Genomic DNA, 17,532 nt, shown 5'->3' on the forward strand with positions numbered 1-17,532 from the left:
ACCTTGAAGTCCTCGACCAGCCAGGGCTTGAGGCCAAAGGCCCGCCAGACGCGGTGCACGCTGGTCGGAGAGATCCCCACCCGCTTCGCGAGCTCGCGCTTGGACCAGTGGGTGGCCCCTTCGGGCACCTCTTCCAGAGTGCGGACCACGACCTCCTCGACCTGGGCATCGCTGATCGTGCGCGGCGCGCCCGGCCTCGGCTCGTCGCTGAGCCCGGCGCACCGGTGCCGGACGAACCGGTTCCGCCACCTGCCCACCGTGTCCCGGCTGATTCCCAGTTCGGCGGCCACGGACTTGTTGGTCCTGTCATCCGCGCACATCAACACGATGCGCGCCCGCTGGGCCAGGCCCTGCRCAGTCCTGCGCCGGCTGGCCCRCCCCTGAAGGGTCCGCCGCTCGGCCCCGGTGAGCACGAGCGGCAGACTCGGCTTACCTGCCATACCTCCATGACACCGCAGGTCCCATGAGATCGCAGATCTCCGGACCGGGACACTAGGCGAACGCCGGCACCGCCGGTCACCGGTTCGGGATGGGAAGCTGTGGACCATGAACGTGGGCACGGGGGGCGTGGCGGGCCGCGAGGCCTCGGGCGGTCCGGCGGGCGTGGCCTTCTTCGTCTCCTACACGCGGGCTGACCGCCGCTGGGCGGAGTGGATCGCCTGGGTGCTGGAGGAGAACGGTTACTCGACGCTGCTGCAGGTGTGGGACTTCGGCCCGGGGAGCCGGTTCGTCGAGGAGATGCACCGCGCGGCGGGTGCGGCGGAGCGCACCGTCGCCGTCCTGTCGTCGGAGTATCTCGACTCGCGGTTCGGCGCGGCGGAATGGCAGGCGGCCTGGGCGGACGATCCCGACGGGCGGCTGCGCAAGCTTCTGGCGTTCCGGATCGAGGACTGCCCCCGGCCGGGTCTGCTGGGCCAGCTCGTCAGCGTCGACCTCTTCGGGGTCACCGAGGAGGTCGCGGCCGCCAGGGTGCTCGCCGCGGCCCGCGGCGGCCGGGAGAAGCCCCCGACCCGCCCGGCGTTCCCGGGCTAGGCGCGGGCCGGGAGGTGTCGGGAAGGCGCGGAGAAGAGCCCGCGTAGTCGGATGATCGACAGGGCATGTCGCGTAGGGTCGGTGGGGGCAGAGACTTCCTCCGGCATGTGCACCCGCCGGGCGCGGGTGCCGGAAGGGGACGCCATGTCGGATTCGCTGGACCTGGGCGGGCCACCGCCCTCACCCGTCGGCGCGGCCGCCGCCGGCACCACCAGCGGGGTGCTCGAGCTCGCCCCACCGGCTCCGGTGCCGGTCGTCGCGGACGACCAGGTGGACAGCATGGTCCCGCTCGACGAGAAGACGCGGGCGCAGCTGCGCACGCGGGCCGCGGCCTTCGCCGACGACCTCGCCGCGCAGGACCCGCGCAGTCCGGCGTTCCAGGACAAGATCAACGACATCGTGCGCATGGGCGAACGCGAGATCGTCGCGAGCGCCCGGGTGTCCAGCCGGATGCTCGAGCGACCCGCGGCGGCGCTGCGCGGCACCCGCGGTGGCCGCGGCTCCGGCAGCGGCGGCGACGCCCAGGCCCGGGTGGCCCACACCCTCGTCGAGCTGCGCCAGACGGTGACGGACCTCGACCCGGCCGGGGCCGACCTCAAGGGCACCCGCCGGCTGCTCGGCGTGGTCCCGTTCGGCAACCGGATCTCCCGGTACTTCCAGCGCTACCAGTCGGCGCAGAAGCAGCTCGACGCCATCATCAGGGCGCTCGACTCGGGCCAGGACGAGCTGCGCAAGGACAACGCCGCCATCGAGCAGGAGAAGGCGAACCTGTGGGCGGCGATGGGCAAGCTCACCGAGTACGCGACCCTCGCGAAGGCCCTCGACGGAGCCGTCTCGACGAAGATCGACCACATGCGGGCCACCGATCCGGCGACCGCCGACGGGCTCACCTCCGACGCGCTGTTCCCCATCCGCCAGCGCCAGCAGGACCTGCTCACCCAGCTGGCGGTGAGCGTGCAGGGCTACCTGGCCCTCGACCTCGTCCGCAAGAACAACATCGAGCTGATCAAGGGTGTCGACCGGGCGCAGACGACCACGGTCGCCGCGCTGCGCACCGCGGTGATCGTCGCGCAGGCCCTGGCGAGCCAGAAGCTTGTGCTCGACCAGATCAACGCGCTGAACGCCACGACGAACAACATGATCATGTCGACGAGCGAGCTGCTGCGCCAGCAGTCCGGCCGCATCCAGGAACAGGCGTCGTCCAGCACGGTGGACGTCGAGACGCTGCAGAAGGCGTTCGACAACGTCTTCGCGACGATGGACGCCATCGACACATACAAGGTGAAGGCGGTCGAGAGCATGGCGACGACCGTCGCCGCGCTCGAGACCCAGGTGGGGCGGTCGAAGGCGTACCTGGAGCGGTCCCGCGCCGGCGAGAGCTGACCGTGCCCGCGGATGACCCGTCCTGACGCCCGCGCCGCGGCCGGTGGGGAGAGGAGGACGCCGTGATCTTCCGGCGGCGTTCCGACAGTGCCGGGAGCTCGGCGAACGACGATCCTGCCGCGGTGGCCGGCGGTGCCCGGGGGCTGGGCGACGACGTCGTTCGGCCGGTCCGCCAGCTCCAGCGTGAGCTCGCCGAGCTCGTCGCGGGCGCGAACGCGAACGGCGGGAGGCTGCCGCCCGGGGCGGTGCCGACCGTGCGCGACATCGACGACGTCCTGCGCCCGTTGCTGCGCTACATCGAGGTCCAGTCGGCGAGCGAGGAGGAGATGAGGTACCTCACCGCGATCGTGCACGAGTACCTGCCGCAGGCACTCGGGGATTTCGTCGCCCTGCCGGCCCACTACGCCGACCGCCCCGGGGTCACGGGGACCACGCCCGCCGACGACCTGATCCGCCAGCTGCAGCTCCTCGACGAGGGCGCCAACGAGCTGCAGGATCTCGTCTACACCGGGGACGCGGCGAAGCTGGCGATCCAGGCGCGTTTCCTGGACGCCAAGTTCCGGCGCTCCGACCTCGACTCGTGACCGTCACCCTGCCCAGGGGCGGCAACGTGCTGCTGTCCCGGTCCGCGCCGGGCGTGGCGCGGGTGCGCGTCGCGTTCGGCTGGAGCGAGGCGCCCGGCTCGGCCGTCGACGTGGATGGCGTCATCGCCCTCGTCGACGGCGGCGGCGCGTCCACCCGGCTGCTCCTCGCCCACCAGGTGCCGAACCCCGCGGAACGGCTCGGCTCCCTGGCACCGCCCCGCCCGACCAGCGGCGAGGCCGAGGCCGTCGAGGACGTCGTCGTCACCCTGGCCGCGGTGCCCGCCACCGTCAGCCGGCTGCAGTTCGGGGCTGCGATCTACGACTCGGCCGGCCGCGGGCAGACGTTCCGGTCGGTGCCCCGCGGCCACATCCGGGTGCTCGACGACGCCGACGGCCGGGAGATCGTCAGCTACGCCTTCGACGTGGAGACCGGCCTCGAGACCGCCCTGATCTTCGGCGAGCTGTACCGGCACCCGACGGGGTGGAAGTTCCGGGCGGTCGGCCAGGGGTACGCGGGCGGCCTGCCCGGCCTCGCCGGCGCGAACGGAGCTGGTGCGAACGGAGCTGGCGCGAACAGTGCCGGCGCGAACAGTGCCGGCGCGAATGCCGCCGTCGCGAACGGAGGCGGTGTGCCGGCGGCGCGGCCCGCCGACGTGGCCCCGTTCCTCACCCGGACCTCTCGGGCCCGGAGCCGCCGCAAGATCGCCGATCACCTGCACCCGGCGCATCTCGCCCACCCGACCGGCCCGTCCACACCTGCTCGGCCGGCACCGACCTCACCGCCGGGGCCGCAGCCACCCGCGCCGGGAGCACGGCCCACTCCGGCGCCGGCTTCACCGCCGCCATTCCCGCCTTCATCGCCACAGCGGCCAGCGTCACCACCGCCTTCGCCGCAGGCGCCGCCGCCTTTCCCGGCACCATCGCCGCCTCCGCCACCACCATCTCGACCTCCGGCACCACCGCGGCCGGCACCACCACGGCCGGCCCCGCCGTCATCTCCACCGGCGGCCGGCGGCGCGCGGTCGCCGCTGGACCTCGGCGGGGACGACGAGGACACCGCGCGGCCGGAAACGCCGGCGGCCGGCGTCCCGGAGCGCCGCCCGTCGACCCCGGTCGAGGTCGGTGAGCGGTCCTCCCGCCACCGGCAGCGCAACGAACACGTCAGCGCGCTCGACGACGATCACCCGGCCACCATCTGGACGGCGGAGCAGCGCGGCTCCGGCGCCCTGACCGTGACCCTGCGCTGGGAGACCCTGACGACCCGCACGGGGCTGCCGCGCCCGAGCAACATCTACCTCGGCTGCCTCTGGCAGGCCCTGGACGGCGCCGCCGGCGTCATCCAGCACCTGGGGCACTCCGCCAGCAGCGCCGGGCGCGCGGGCCGGCAGGTGCTGCGCCTGGGCAGCCGCGACGAGCGGGACGGCCAGACGATTTTCGTCGACCTGAGCACCCTCGCCACGTTCAAGCGGTTCTTCGTCTTCGCCTACGGGCTGCACAGCGCTCCGGAGTGGGCGTCGCTGCGGCCGGTGCTCACCGTCGCCGGGCGGTCGGGCGAACAGCTCGCCATCCGCCCCGGCGGGGCTTCGCCGAGTGCCCGAACCTGTGTTGTCGCCTCTTTTCACATGGTGGGCGACGACCTGGTCATCCGGCGGGAGAACGATTTCGTCGAGGGGACCCAGGCCGACGCCGCGGCGCGGTACGGCTGGTCACTGGAATGGAATCCGGACGGCATGACACCGCGCGATACTCCGTAGTGTTCCTTCGTGCCGCCGGGCGGGTCAGACCCCGGCGTCGACCCGGACGGGGAAGGCCATGACCGTCGTCAGGAGCTCGCGCACCTCCTGCGGTACCGGCGCCGGCCCGGTGGCCGGGCGGTGCACCAGCACGGCGTCGCACAGCGCGACACAGGTCTCGCCGTCGAACATCGCGCACACCTGCAGGACGGAGCTGGTGCCGACCCTGCCGACGCCCACGCCGACGCGGTACTCCCCGGGGTAGCGGACCTCGCCCAGATAGTCGATCTCCACGCGGGCCGCGACCACCGGTAGCGGACGGCTCAGCGCCGGCGCCACATGGCTGTCGCCGAGCAGCGCCCGGTTCATCCCGACCCGGGCCTCCTCGAAGAGCGCCGCGATGGCCACGTTGTTCACGTGCCCGAGGCTGTCCATGTCGCCGAAGCGGGGTTGCAGCGTCATGACGAACGGGTAGTTCGCCAGCTGTGTCCTCGCGGGGTCGTGCGTCGCGCCCATGCAGTCCTTCTACCGCGCCGGGCGCGGCCCGGGGGAGCCGGCGTGGCATGCGTCTCCTCCGTCGCCGGCGCCCGTGGCCGCGCCCGGCGCCCTCGCGGTGCCGGGCCGACTGCCGGGCCGGGTCGACTGTGGCGCCGGGCCGGCCCGCGCCGGTCGTCGTACGGATCGTCGTGCCGGCGGTCGCGCCAGTGGCGGGGCCGTGCCGGCGCTGTGCCGGTGATGGGTCGCGCCGGCGCTTAACTTGCCTCCGTCGGGTGGCCTGCCTGTCCCGCTCGCGGCCGGAGGGTGACCGGCAGCGTGGCGTAGCCGTGCAGCACCTGGGTGGGCCGGCGCCGGGCCTGGCCCGCCCGGGCCAGGCCCGGGTACCGCTCGAACAGGGCCCGCAGGCCCACCTCACCCTCCATGCGGGCCAGGGCGGCGCCGACGCAGTAGTGGATGCCGCCGGAGAAGGCCAGGTGCTCGCGCGCGTTGGGCCGCGTGACGTCGAGGACATCCGGTTCGGTGAACACCGCCGGATCCCGGTTCACGCCGCCGAGCAGGATGGCGACGAGTCTGCCGGTGGGGATCGCGGTGCCGAGGACGTCGACGTCCTCATAGGCGACACGGGCGGTCATCTGCACCGGCCCCTCGAAACGCAGGATCTCCTCCACCGCGTTCGGCCACCGGTCGGGCCCGGACCGCAGATACTCCAGCTGGTCGGGATGCTCCATCAGCAACGCCGCGCCGTTGCCCAGCAGGTTGACGGTCGTCTCGAAGCCGGCGGCGAGCAGGAGTTGGGCGGTCGCGATGAGCTCCGTCTCGGCCATGGCGTCGAGCAGCGCATCGGCGGCCCGTTCCACCTCCCCGCGTAGCCCGTCGACCGCGCGGGGCGTGAACACCTTCGACACGAGCCGGCGCAGACGGGTGTGGTCCGGTGGGTCGATAGCCAGCAGCGACGGCGGGTCCAGCGGCCCGTTCACCGTCGGGTCGGGGGAGAGCCGGGCCATCAGCCGCAGTGGCGCGGGCAACGCCGACATGTCGAGGACCATGCCGAGCGCGTTGTCGCGCAGGACGGCCGACGCCGCCCGGTGGCTGGCGGTCACCATTGCCAGCCGGCGGTCGACGAACAACCCCTGGGAACGGATTTCGTCGTAGGCCCCGTAGGGATCCRCGAGAAGGGCAGGCTGCGCCATCGCCAGCGTCGCCAGGTCACCCGACCGCCTGGCTTGCCACAACGCCCCTCGGACGACGCCGTGCCGGACCGTCCAGCGCATTCCGGCCCGAAGCGACACCGCTCTTCGAACCGACCTGCTTTCCCTAACCGACATGGCTGGCCGAGCTGACAAGGCTGGCCGAGCTGACACAGCTGGCCGAACTGACATGGCTGCCCGCCTCCGCCGTCCTTCCGGTCGTGCTTCCGTGCCCGGGCCACCAGCCGGACCTGTTCCCGGTCGTGCTTCACCGGCGCCCCGCCCGTATCTGGACGGACATCCGGTGACCGTGCCATGGCCATCCTGTGCCGGGTCGACGTCCACGGGCTTGTTCCCGCTCGTCCCAGCGATTCCGTGACGAGCACGGCATCCTGGCTGGTGCGGTCCGCGCGCCGGCAACGCCGCGACAGCTACCAGAGGTTTGTCGCTGTGCGGGAGTAGCGGCGGAGCGGACCGTGCCGCCTCGACGAAACCGTCGAATGAGTATTTTTCGGCCAGGCGCGCCCAGGAACGATGGTCCAGCGTGTGCGTGACCACGTGGCCTGCCCTTTGCTGGCATTACCTGTGTAGTTCCTCTGTGGAGCGCAGATGGAGCAGTGGTTTGTCGCCCGGGGTTCGCGGATGCAGGTCGCTCCGTACTCGTGTTTAACGTCATGTCATCCGGTATGGTGCATAGCTTGATGGACGAGATTTTCGGGGGGTCCATTGCGTACGGGGGGGCTCGGCCATCCGCGCCGGGCGTTAGAGAAGTACTTGATAGGCCTTCTGACCTGCGTGTTTATCGTTCCCGTGGCCGTCGGAACGTCGGCCACGGGCGCGAGGGAAGTGCTGCCGGCCGCGCCGGTGGTTCAGGCCCGGACGGCAGCTTTCGTGGGCGGCGCCCAGGCGGCGGCGAGCCCGATGCCGGAGGCGGTGCCGCTGCCCGGCTCGGCCGGTGCCGCCGACAGCGGAGCGATGGACGCGGTGATCCTGGTCGATGTGTCCCGCTCGCTCGACGAGCCCACGATCGCCCTGGAGGCGCGTGCCGCCGGCGTGATCGCCGCAACCGACCTGTCGACCCGCACCAGGATCGCGGTGACCGCGTTCGCCAGCATGGGGCCGTCCGGGAGTAGCACGGCGAGACCAGCCGCCGAGACCCTCTGCCCGCTCGCCCCGGTAGACGACCCGGACGACCGGGACCGCATCAGCGGCTGCCTCTCCGGGATCATGCGGCGCACCGCCGGCCAGGGCCAGGACACCGACTACGTCGCCGCCCTGAAATCGGGCTTCGACACGCTTCTGTCCGCGCCTGCCACCGGCTTCGGCCCAGCCCGGAAAGTGATTTTCATTCTTACCGACGGCCAGCTCAGCACGGCCGGAACCGACTCGAGCGGGGGCTCGTCCACCGACCGGTCCGAGAGCGGCCAGATCCGTGACGAGATCCTCCCCGCGGCCAGGAAAGCCGGCATCGAGATCTGGCCGTTCGGCTTCGGGCCGAAGCCGAACATCACCGATCCCACCGGCCACACGGTCGACCTGGCCACGCTGGCACGCGACGCCAGTCCGCCACCCACGCCGTGCCCGGGCTACGATCCGGCTACGGAGCGGGTCGTGCCGCTGGCCACGTCCGCCGATCTGACCGGGCCGCTGCTGACCACGCTCGGCCTGCTGCGCTGCGAGTTCGCCGGCCCGGTGAAGTCGTACGGTCTCGACCTCGGGTCCGAAGTCGGCGTGGTCATACCCGCCGGCGTCGCCGACGCGGCGATCACCGTCCTCAAACCGAGCCAGGGCACCCGGCTCACGTTCCACCCCCCGGGCCCGGGCGGTGTCGGAGACAGGGACGTGCCCCTCCCGCGCGACTTCGACGAGGCGGGCAGCAGCTATGTCCGGCGTGGAGGCTCCGGATGGGTGGAATCCCTGCGGATCGTCAATCCACCGCCCGGCACCTGGGTCGTGAAGGCCGAACCGGCCCCCGGCGAACCCGGCGGGATGATCACGGTCGTCCCGGTCTGGCGGCTGCTCGGGAACCTTGAGATCGATGGGCCGGCGCCGTACCCGGGTTCGCAGGCCAGCGCGCACCTGCGCCTGTTCGGCCGGCGGGACGCCTTCGCCGACGCGGCAGGCACGGCCGGCCTGCGGGTCGACGTGACGACACTGCGGCCAGGGCAGAACCCGGCCGACGGGATCCCCGCCGGCACCCTCAGGGACGACGGCGGGAAGCAGGACGTCCCAGGGGCCGAGCGTGGCGGCGGGGCCGGGAACGGGGTCGGAAGCGGGACTGAGAGCGGCCGCGGTGACGGCGTGTTCAGCGGTTCCGTGGCCGTCCCGAAGGACGCCTCCGAACGCGTCATCTTCGTCGCGCGGCTCGGCGGTACGAGTTTCGGGCAGGCGCTCTGCGCCCGCCAGGTATGCGGCGAGTGGACGTTCATGAGTGCCGTCAGCGGATCCGCCGGCGGAGTAGGCGCCGCCGGCCCGCATATCCGCATCCGCCCTCCGGCCGGATCCGTCGTCGCGGGCGGCGAGATCAGCGGTGAGATCACCATCCACGCCCTGGGAACCGGCAAGCTGCCGCTGCTCGGCATCGCACTGCTCGACCAGGATCCGGGAGTGACGGTGAGCCCGGCCCGGATCCAACCGCCGGCCGGCGGCGGCTCCGGTACCGGGACCACCGTGCGCTTCACCCTGCGTGTGGACTCGTCGGCACGGCCGGGGCCGCTGCGCGGCAGCGTCGCGGTGACCAACCTCAATGCCCCGCCGAACACGGGGATGGCCGTCGGTGACTTCGACATCACCGTGCGCCCGGCACCGACCGGCGGCACATCCGGATGGGTGCGCCTGATCGTCGCGCTGGTATCAGCTGCCCTGTTCGCCGGCCTCGTCTCCGGGGGTCTGATGGCGTGGGGCAGCTCCAAGAAGCGGAGGAGCATGGGGGGCAGGCCCGACAGGGGCGTCGCGGATCCGTCGGACATACCGAGTGATCAGCCGGTGCCGTCCGGTACTCCCGCGTCGCCCGAGCCGCGGGGGGTGCTCGGCCTGACCGTGTACCTGTACGACCACGGAACGCCCGTCGACTACCTCGACGCGGAGGAGTCGGACGGCGCCCGCCTGGCCCTCCGGCTACCCAAGCCCGATTCGCCGCCCCAGTTGGCGCGACCGGCCGACGGTGCCGAGCCTGACTTCGTCATCCGGCGGGTGGAGGATCCGGAATCGACGGATATCCGGATCCGTCGACCGGGCCAGCGCGAGCTCACCTTCCCGGTGGGGCTCACGGTCCTGCACCGCGCCGAGAACGCCTTCGACCTCGCGGTGATGGACACCTGGGAACCAGCCGAGCCGGACGTCAACCCGGCCGACCGGATGAACGCGGACAGGTACGCGGTAAGCGGGGACGGCGCACCATCCGCGGCGGTCCAGCCGACGGCTCAAGCCGTTGAGCCCGGCACCGGGCCTGCGCCCGCGGTGGATGGGGAACCGGATCCCGCCACGGAACCGGTGGCCCCGCCGCCGGGCGGATCGCGGGTCGGGGAGGTGAACCGGGCATGACGCTGAAAGTTTTCATCAGCTATGCCCGGAAGAACGACCGGCGCAAGCACATTACAATCTTCCGGCAGGATCTGCAGAACGAGCTCGATCAGCAGATAGGTGGGGAGCCGGTCGAGGTTTTTCTCGACCGGGATCTCACGCCGGGGGCCGACTGGAAGTCGGACATCGAGAACGAGCTCAACACGTGCGATTTCTTCATCCCCATCTGCACCGAGAGCTATTTCCAGTCCGCGGCCTGCGCCGAGGAGTGGGGGCTGTTCCGTCGCCGTCTGTTCGAGGCGGTGAGGTACGGCGACAAGCGGCCGTCCCGGATCATCCCCATCTGGTGGAAGCGGATGAGCTATATACCGCCGATCGTCAAGGCTTACCAGCTCACGATCGACGGCAACCCGCACACCACGAAGAGGGGCCTCTTTGATGACCTGATCGAGAATCGGGATTTCGGAGCGTACCCGATGGCCATCCAGCATCTTGCCGAGCAGATCAAGAAGGTGCACAAGGCAAAAGCCTCGAGGGACTGGCGRCCGCGAAGCCCGCAGCTGAGGATGGACGGGCGGAACTTTGCGTTCGAGCCGGGCCAGTTCGGCAGGGACGACGTCCTGAAGTGCCATCTGGTATATGCGGTGGCCAAGAAAGAACAGCTGAACGGACGGCCGGTCCCGGATGAGGGTGCGTATCATGAGTCCGTCGACGAGTGGGACCCGTTCCGCAGGCGTGCGGCCTCCTCGGGGCATCCGATGACCCACTGGGACGCGATGACGAGCTACCCGGCGCTCGGTCTGAGCTGGGCACTTCACATGCTGAACGTAGAGGTGATCGGCGAGCCGCTACCCGCCTTCGAGGAATGGAGTGCCGCGACAGTGAGATCGATCAGGCGAAAGGGGACGCCGATGATCGCTTTGTTCGACCGCACGGATCCTATCGGGGCTCGAATCTGGATGATATCTACAATTCAGCCGACGCAGGCTCGAAAAAGGGTCGTGATTTCTCCGCTGCCCGAAGCTGTCGCCGGGACCGAGAGCACCACGGGCGCCGTGGGCGTGCAGAGTGCCGCAAGTGCTGCGAGCGCCGCGGATTCCGTGGGTGCCGCGGATTCCGTGGGTGCCGCCGGAGCCGCCCGCAGCGACCCTCGCTACATATTCGAGTGCGTGCGGGCGACGACTGAGATCGTCGCCGCTGTCCGGCGCAGTGTGGAGCACCACTGGCCCGACGGTTCGGGCGGCGACGGCGGGCCGCTGGTGACCAACCCCTACGATCTGGGCACCTGAGATGCCCGGCACGGTGGTCACCTTCTACTCGTACAAGGGTGGCGTCGGGCGTTCTCTCGCACTCGCCTGGGTAGCCTGGATCCTCGCCTCGGCCGGAAAAAAGGTCCTCGTCGTCGACTGGGATCTGGAGGCCCCCGGTCTGGAGAACTACTTCTGGCCGGCCGTGGCCGTCAAGGGGATGCGGACCAGGGCCGGTCTCGTGGATCTCGTCATCGACTACCGCGACCGCCTCGACGCGGACGCACTGGCACGGTACCTGGAACGTCATTCATGGCAGCCGCTCGCCGCCCACCCGGACTGGTCCGGGGAGGACTGGGCGGACCCGTCGACCGCCGAGCAGGCGCGTGCGGAGCTGGCCGATCCCGACCTGCGGGAGTGGGTCCGGGAGCGAATTACCAGGGTGGATCTGGATGCGGCCCGCGCCGAGCTCACCAGGGATTCGTCCGGCGGCGAGGCTGATTCCGACCCTATGAAGCAGCGGTTGAGGGACTGCACCAGCTGGGCCTCGTTCGTCGAGGAGCTGGACATCGACGACGTTTTCCAGCCCGGTGGCTCGGTCGACCTCATGCGATCCGGCCGCCTCGATGCTGAATACGCCGCAAAGCTGGCGCTCCTGGACTGGAACGAGCTGTACACGAAGTTCGCCGGGCACCGCTTCTTCCGGACCCTCAAGTCCAGATGGGTGGACTACTACGATTTCGTCCTGGTGGATTCGCGGACGGGCATGGGGGATGTGTCGGCCACCTGCACGCAGGTTCTCCCCGATGTCATGGTCGCCTGTTTCGGTATGAACGAGCAGGGCATCCTCAACACCGCACGGGTCGCCGCCCAGGCCCGTGCGGCAGGCGCCCGTGAGCGGCGTGAACTGAGAATCCTGCCGTTGCCGTCACGGATCGAGACCTCCGCGCGGGCGGCGGCGGGAAAGGCAAAGGACCGCTACCAGCGGGTGTTCGAACTGCCGTGGGAGGAGTTCGAGGAGGTCTCCACGACGCTGCCGCGTCAGCCGTTGATAGGGCCCAGAATCCTGGGCGGCACGCAGAAGTACTGGGAGCAGGTGGCGTTGCCGCACACCCCGCGGTACGCGTTCCAGGAGGGTCCGCCGCACGGAATCGACCGGGATCGTCTGCAGCGGGCCTGCGAATTTCTCGCCCAGAACATCGGGCGGGATGACACAATCCGCCTGAACCCGCCGTCGCGGACGGCATGGGCGAAAATGGTGGCGGGCTTCGACCGTCCCGCGCGCAAGCTGCAGTACGACGAGTTCGTGATCAGCTACGCCGAAGGCGGCCGGGATCCGCTCTGGGCGGCCTGGGTGTACGAACAGCTGTGCCGGATTTCCGCGCGGGTACGGCAGCACAACGCGAGCCGGGACGGGACGGGCTTCCTCGACGACCGGCTCCGGGACGCCGGCGGTGATCCGGGCACGGACATCGACGGCGGGAAACTCTGTGTGCTGATCCTGCTCAGCCCCAGATATGTCGAATCCGACTTCGGCCGGGCCACCTGGCGGTGGGCCGCCAGCCGCTACACCAGGGCGGACCCGGCCGACCGCGGCTCCAGCCGATGGAGCCTCCTACCCGTTCTCATCTCCTCCCACGCCCCGGAGACGGCACCGTTCGCCGAGATCCAACCGGTGAGCCTGGTCAAACTCGACGAGGAGACAGCCAGAACGACGCTGCTGGCGGAGCTGGCCGACACGTGGGACGAGCGCGAGTCCGCGGTCCTGACGCCTGTGGAGTTTCCCGGGAGCCCGGAGGATCTCGTCCGCCGTTACCAGGAGCGGGCTGACGAGCTCGAAAGGGCGAACGCCGTGACGGCGGAACGGGTGGCGACCCTGCGCCAGCTCGCCCAGGAGAAGCTGGAGCATCACGGTACGACCTCGACCTCCCAGGCCGTCCAGCACCTGAGGGAGGCGCACCGGCTCGCCCGCGACAGGCGGGACAGCCTCGTGGCCGCTCTCACCGGGTTCGAGCTCGCCTACGCCGAGTTTTCGGAAGAGCAACTACCACAGCGGCGGCGTACCGGCCGGCCCCGACAGACCGCCGTGCGCGCGGTCGAGGAGACCATGCGGCTGGTGGACTCCGACACCATCGCCGATCTCTCCGACGCCACCGACATCCGCGGCGCCATTGACCCCAACAGTTCCCGCGGCGGAATCCACGCCAGGAGCACCCTGACGTCGTCCAGGCTCTACCGCAATGATCTGCGCCCCCTTCGCCGGGCCATAGACGAGGTGGACCGGCTTGGGCTGATCGAACCCCTGTCCCCGGACGGGCAGCGGCTGCGGCTGGCGAAGGCGGTCGTGCTCCGTCTCCTCGACGACGTCCAGGAGGCACGGCCACTCCTGGTCGAGGTCCACCAGAACGCCGGCCGGGACCGCGCTCTCCGCGCCCGGTGCGACCTGGAGATCGGGATGGGGTCGTTCGCACGCGGCAGAACGTTCTGGGACGACGCGTACCGCAAACTGCTGCGGCTGGTCCAGCAGCCAGATATCGAAGCCCGGATCAGGTTCCTGGCGCTTTCCACCCTAGGTGCGATGGCGAAGCCCGAAGAGGCCAGGGGGCATTTCGAGCGGGCGCACGAGACGGTAGCCGGGGAACGTCACCTCGCCGGACTCCGGATCGCCGCCCTCGTGAATCTCGGCCGGAACGCGGCTGCCCGCGGCCTGCATCCCACGGAGGAGGGCGGACCGCTGAAGCACTTCGAGGAGGCGGTCGACGCGGCCAGGGGCGAGTGGCCACTGGTCTCGCTTCCGCTCGCCGAGGCGTACTGGCAGACCAGCCGGCCGGTGAAATCACCTCATACATCGAAGGAAATTCTGGCCCGTCTGCTGCGGGCGATCTGGATCTACACTGTGCTCGGCCTGCAGGCCGAGGTCCATGAATGTCGAAAGATCATCGGGAGTCGCGCGGCGAAGGACATGGGCTGGGATTCCTTCAAGGAAATCAACGACGGCGAACCGACCTCCACGTTCACCCCCGCGAAGATCAGCGACTTCGACGTGATCATGGCGATCCTCGACGTCCGAGTGCCCGACACCACCGCGCTCCGCTGACCCTCCGCCCCGAGCGGGCGCGGACCGGAACAGCGCATAGATACGGTGTCGCCCGGCACCATCGACACCCCATGGTGGCCGCGGTGGTGGCGCTCCTGCTCTCGGACGAGGCCAGCTTCGTCAACGGGACCGACGTCCTGATCGACGGCGGGGTGCACGCCTCGTTCGACAGCGGGTCGTTCCTGCTGTCCGGACAGTGACCGAGGCGACCGCGGAGCTGGAAGTGGAGCAGAATCACGACGCACCACGGACGAGAGGGTGGCGATGAAGGCGGTTCGGGGACATGAGGGACGCCCGGTGGTCATCGACGTCGCCGAGCCGCCCGGCTGGGACGAGGGCGAGCTGCTGAACATGGCCGTGGCCGGGATCTGCGCCTCGGACCTCAACTACCTGCGGCTCGGCACCCGGTTCATCCTCGGCCACGAGCTCGCCGGGCGGAAGGCGGACGGGACGCCCGTCCTGGTGGAGGGGCAGTTCGGGTGCGGGAGGTGCGACTTCTGCCGGGAGGGCCGGAACAACCTCTGCGACCAGTCCACCAGGAAGGCTCTCGGCATCATGCAGAACGGCGGCATGGTGGAGCAGTTCCGGGTGCCGACCCACAAGGTCCTCGAGATACCGGCCGGGCTTGACGTCTCGAACGCCTCGCTGGCCGAGCCCGCCGCGGTCGCCTGGCACGGCGCCCGCGTCGGCGGGACCGCGCCCGGCCGGACCGTCGCCGTCGTCGGCGGCGGTTCGATCGGCCAGCTGGCCGCCGTCGCGGCCCAGACCCAGGGCGCTGACGACGTCGTCATGGAAGCCCGCTACCCCCACCAGCACGCGATCCGCGAGCGGATGGGCGTCGGGGAGCCCAGGGCGGGCGAGCGCTACGACGTGGTGATCGAGGCCGCGGGGTCACCCAGCTCCCTGCGGCGCAGCGTCGAGCTGGTGAAGCCAGGCGGCACCGTCTCGCTCCTGGGCGTCCACCAGGGCGGTATCGACGTGCCGTACTCGTCGTTGTTGACCAAGGAGGTCACGCTGGTCGCGTCGATGGGGTACTGCGGGCACGCCGGCCGGCGGGAGATGCTTCAGGCCGCCGAGATGCTGGCGGCACGCCCCGAGATCCCGGATTCGCTCATCACCCATCGCTTCCCGCTCGAGGACGCGGCCGAGGCCTTCCGGGTGGCGGGCGACCGCGAGTCGGGCGCGGTCAAGGTCGTCATCGAGGTTGGCTGAGCTGGTCCCGGCCAGCCGTGGTAGCGGCTGGGGCTCCGTCCACCACTGCTTCTACCGCGGAACCGTAAGGGCGGCATCCATGCATTGAATCCCTTGACACCGCCCGGCATGCCAAGCCTTTCGAACACCTTCTGAAATGCGTGAACGGATGAATCCGGCTGGCCGGCGCCTGTTGGGCACCGGAGCCGGGCTCCGGCGTGCTGCCGGTCGTCGGGGGTGACGTCGGGGGTGACGGGAGTGGCGACTGGCCGCGATGGTAAGGAATTAGCGTCCTCGCAGGTAGGGGCAGATATGGTCGCGTACGACCGGGGTGGCTGACTCGTGAGAAGTGCCGGCGGTTCAGCCCACATAATGCGCAACCGGGCACAACGGATCCACCAAATGAAAAAGCCCCTGCGAATCGGCAACCCTTCACAGTCGCGGAACGACTTTCCGGGGGGAGGGGCCCGATTCGACGGAGAGCTCACATGTCCTTGAAACGTGCAGTCCGGAGCGCGGCGCTGGTGGCGGTGGCCGTCGCCACGTTCGCCGGCTGCGTACCGGTCAGTCCGGGCGGCGGAGGCGGCGGCGCCGTCCCGACCGCCTCGCCGTCCATCCCCCCGACCGCACCCTCGTCGCCGTCCGGCACTCCGGCGAGCACTCCGACCGCCTCGCCGACGGTTCGGCCGACCGTGCCGTCGTCGCCGACCGGCACCCCGGCGGGGACCCCGACGCCTTCGCCGACCACGACCCCGTCCGGACCGACGTCCGGTGACTGCGGGCGGACGTCGGGCGCCTCGCCGGCGACGAAGATCACCGAGGTCAGCCTGGGGTCGCCGGCGGTCAGCTTCGCGCCGCAGGGCGACACCGACCCCCTGCCGACCGCGATCGCCGCCGCGCCGGGCGGCGGGTCGTGGCTGGCCTGGCTGGGCACCGACTCCAAGGTGCACCTCGGCAAGCTGGACTGCGGTGACCAGCTGGTGGGTACCCCCGCATCCCTCGACGCGGTCGACCTGCAGGACGTCAAGGCCGATGCGGACGGTGTCGTGGTCCTGCTGACCCGTCCCGGTCCGCAGGGCAGCGGGACGCTGTGCGGCGGGACCTCCAGCCCGACCAGGACCATGTGGATGGTCCGCCTCGACAACTCCGGCCGACAGGTGTGGGAACGGCAGGTCACCAACCTCAGCAGCAGCCGCGGCGGGTACGACCCCGGGGCTCTGTTCGTCTGGTGGTACAACCACCACGGCACCCTGGCCTACGACGGCACCAACTACGCCGCCTACTTCGAGGCGGCGATCACCGTGGCCAACGGCGGCTGCGTCGACATCCACGAGGGTGACCGGATGCAGGTGGTCAACGCCACCACCGGCGCCCTGGTCGCCGGGCACGACAGCTTCGACTGGGGCTGCAGCCACGCCTGGGACTCCCACATCATCTGGGACGCCCGCACCGGCCACTTCGCGATGGTCTGCGCCACCGACAACAACTGCCGCATCGCCCGCCCCGGCACCGGCCAGACCGTCGTGCCCGGGGTCTGTGACGGAACCCTGTTCGGCGGCAACATCGTCCTGGCCGGTACCCCGGGTTACTGGACCGCGTGGAGCAACGGCAACCAGGTACGGCTGGAGCACTTCTCCACGGGCGCGTCCGACCGGACGGTCCTCACCGCCGACCGGACCCAGCACTCGCACCTGGTCGGCTACGGCGCCGGCAGGATGCTCCTGACCTGGAAGTCCGGAACCTCGACCGCCGCCCAGGCGTACGACACCACCAGCGGGGCAACCGTGGGCGGCCAGTTCACGATCGCCGTGCCGGACCACACCTACGTCGAGACCAAGGCCTACCCCGACGGCAGCGTCGCCTTCCCCGCCGTCGGCACTTCCAACACGTCCATCCGGATCGTTCGGGTAATGCCGCTCAACTGACATCACGAGGAGAGGCGGGCGGGCGCGGCGAGCTGGTCGCGCCCGCCCCGCGCCTCTGTCGGATCCGGTCAGGCGGTGCCGTGGGCGAGGCAGCCGGCTGACCGGCGCCGGTGCCGGTGCGTGCACGGGCACC

At 70.7% G+C, this 17,532-nt stretch carries 14 protein-coding genes; 10 read left to right on the forward strand and 4 right to left on the reverse strand.

Annotated features, from left to right (window positions below; all coding sequences use genetic code 11):
- A partial coding sequence (locus BBK14_RS12755; protein ID WP_241831441.1) for a helix-turn-helix domain-containing protein occupies positions 1-290 on the reverse strand: 290 nt, incomplete at its 3' end.
- 256 nt (positions 291-546) lie between these two features.
- Here BBK14_RS12755 and BBK14_RS12760 point away from each other — a divergent pair.
- The 4 genes from BBK14_RS12760 (at position 547) to BBK14_RS12775 (ending at position 4,753) form a co-directional block, all read left to right on the forward strand.
- A complete protein-coding gene (locus BBK14_RS12760; RefSeq protein ID WP_071062246.1) occupies positions 547-1,032 on the forward strand; it encodes a toll/interleukin-1 receptor domain-containing protein in 486 nt (161 codons plus the stop codon).
- Between the two features lie 144 nt (positions 1,033-1,176).
- Positions 1,177-2,415, forward strand: a complete 1,239-nt coding sequence (locus BBK14_RS12765; protein WP_071062248.1) for a toxic anion resistance protein — start codon at positions 1,177-1,179, stop codon at positions 2,413-2,415.
- A 62-nt stretch (positions 2,416-2,477) separates the two neighbouring features.
- Positions 2,478-2,999, forward strand: coding sequence for a hypothetical protein (locus BBK14_RS12770; RefSeq protein ID WP_071062250.1), 522 nt, complete (start codon positions 2,478-2,480; stop codon positions 2,997-2,999).
- Positions 2,996-4,753 carry a TerD family protein gene (locus BBK14_RS12775; protein WP_071062252.1) on the forward strand — a complete coding sequence of 586 codons (1,758 nt, stop codon included), beginning with the start codon at positions 2,996-2,998 and terminating at the stop codon, positions 4,751-4,753. Before BBK14_RS12770 ends, BBK14_RS12775 begins: the two co-directional genes overlap by 4 nt.
- Before the next feature lie 24 nt (positions 4,754-4,777).
- Here BBK14_RS12775 and BBK14_RS12780 read toward each other — a convergent pair whose 3' ends face one another.
- The gene (locus BBK14_RS12780; protein ID WP_071062254.1) at positions 4,778-5,248 is read right to left on the reverse strand and encodes an acyl-CoA thioesterase; all 471 of its coding nucleotides are present in this window, start codon (positions 5,246-5,248) and stop codon (positions 4,778-4,780) included.
- A 236-nt stretch (positions 5,249-5,484) separates the two neighbouring features.
- Positions 5,485-6,420 (reverse strand): cytochrome P450, encoded by a 936-nt coding sequence (locus tag BBK14_RS12785; protein WP_198541257.1) that lies wholly within the window; start codon positions 6,418-6,420, stop codon positions 5,485-5,487.
- 807 nt (positions 6,421-7,227) lie between these two features.
- Between BBK14_RS12785 and BBK14_RS12790 the strand changes: the two genes are divergently transcribed.
- The 5 genes from BBK14_RS12790 (at position 7,228) to BBK14_RS12805 (ending at position 15,495) form a co-directional block, all read left to right on the forward strand.
- Positions 7,228-9,960 carry a vWA domain-containing protein gene (locus BBK14_RS12790; protein WP_071062258.1) on the forward strand — a complete coding sequence of 911 codons (2,733 nt, stop codon included), beginning with the start codon at positions 7,228-7,230 and terminating at the stop codon, positions 9,958-9,960.
- Entirely contained in the window at positions 9,957-11,228 is a 1,272-nt protein-coding gene (locus tag BBK14_RS12795; protein ID WP_071062260.1) for a toll/interleukin-1 receptor domain-containing protein, read from the forward strand. The genes BBK14_RS12790 and BBK14_RS12795 overlap by 4 nt, the downstream gene beginning before the upstream one ends.
- Position 11,229: 1 nt before the next feature.
- Entirely contained in the window at positions 11,230-14,283 is a 3,054-nt protein-coding gene (locus BBK14_RS39965; RefSeq protein WP_071062262.1) for a hypothetical protein, read from the forward strand.
- A gap of 71 nt (positions 14,284-14,354) precedes the next feature.
- Positions 14,355-14,483 (forward strand): SDR family oxidoreductase, encoded by a 129-nt coding sequence (locus tag BBK14_RS41665; protein ID WP_241831442.1) that lies wholly within the window; start codon positions 14,355-14,357, stop codon positions 14,481-14,483.
- Between the two features lie 64 nt (positions 14,484-14,547).
- Positions 14,548-15,495, forward strand: a complete 948-nt coding sequence (locus BBK14_RS12805; protein ID WP_071062264.1) for a zinc-dependent alcohol dehydrogenase — start codon at positions 14,548-14,550, stop codon at positions 15,493-15,495.
- Between the two features lie 463 nt (positions 15,496-15,958).
- Here BBK14_RS12805 and BBK14_RS39975 read toward each other — a convergent pair whose 3' ends face one another.
- Entirely contained in the window at positions 15,959-16,417 is a 459-nt protein-coding gene (locus BBK14_RS39975) for a hypothetical protein (RefSeq protein ID WP_241831443.1), read from the reverse strand.
- 1 nt (position 16,418) lies between these two features.
- Here BBK14_RS39975 and BBK14_RS12810 point away from each other — a divergent pair, with 1 nt between their 5' ends.
- Entirely contained in the window at positions 16,419-17,399 is a 981-nt protein-coding gene (locus BBK14_RS12810) for a hypothetical protein (RefSeq protein WP_241831444.1), read from the forward strand.
- Positions 17,400-17,532: the final 133 nt, after the last annotated feature.

The organism is Parafrankia soli (genome assembly GCF_001854695.1).
Taxonomy (GTDB): Bacteria; Actinomycetota; Actinomycetes; order Frankiales; family Frankiaceae; genus Parafrankia; species Parafrankia soli.

Bases quoted from the DNA above. Each gene is read 5' to 3' on its own strand.
- BBK14_RS12765 (WP_071062248.1), top strand. From the start codon at position 1,177: ATGTCGGATTCGCTGGACCTGGGCGGGCCACCGCCCTCACCCGTCGGC.
- BBK14_RS12780 (WP_071062254.1), bottom strand. From the start codon at position 5,248: ATGGGCGCGACGCACGACCCCGCGAGGACACAGCTGGCGAACTACCCG.
- BBK14_RS12805 (WP_071062264.1), top strand. From the start codon at position 14,548: ATGAAGGCGGTTCGGGGACATGAGGGACGCCCGGTGGTCATCGACGTC.
- BBK14_RS12760 (WP_071062246.1), top strand. From the start codon at position 547: ATGAACGTGGGCACGGGGGGCGTGGCGGGCCGCGAGGCCTCGGGCGGT.
- BBK14_RS39965 (WP_071062262.1), top strand. From the start codon at position 11,230: ATGCCCGGCACGGTGGTCACCTTCTACTCGTACAAGGGTGGCGTCGGG.
- BBK14_RS41665 (WP_241831442.1), top strand. From the start codon at position 14,355: ATGGTGGCCGCGGTGGTGGCGCTCCTGCTCTCGGACGAGGCCAGCTTC.